We start from the raw sequence: 284 nt of genomic DNA on the forward strand, positions 1-284 counted from the left end.
CACCCTGAATTCCCCGCAGTGGGCTTGCATGAAGGCGTACTTTGCCTTTACCCATTGGCAAAGTACGCGGCGGCCTTTTTTAGGAGGTCGCGCTCCTCGGTCACTCGACGCAACTCTGCCTTCAGCCGCCGAACCTCGGCGCTCTGGTCCACCTCGGCGCGATGCACCACGCCAGACTTGCCGAACTTGCGCAGCCAGGCGTACAGGCTGTGCGTCGTGACACCCAGCCGCTCGGCGACCTCTGCCACCTTGAACCCACGATCAGTCACTTGCCGGACCGCCTC

General features: G+C 63.4%; 1 pseudogene. It reads right to left on the reverse strand.

Features of this window, described 5'->3' with window-relative positions:
• Positions 1–284 (reverse strand): annotated as a pseudogene (locus XpopCFBP1817_RS21410) (transposase); the annotation flags it as partial.

Origin of the sequence: Xanthomonas populi (assembly GCF_002940065.1) — a bacterium.
In the GTDB taxonomy this organism is placed as follows: domain Bacteria; phylum Pseudomonadota; class Gammaproteobacteria; order Xanthomonadales; family Xanthomonadaceae; genus Xanthomonas; species Xanthomonas populi.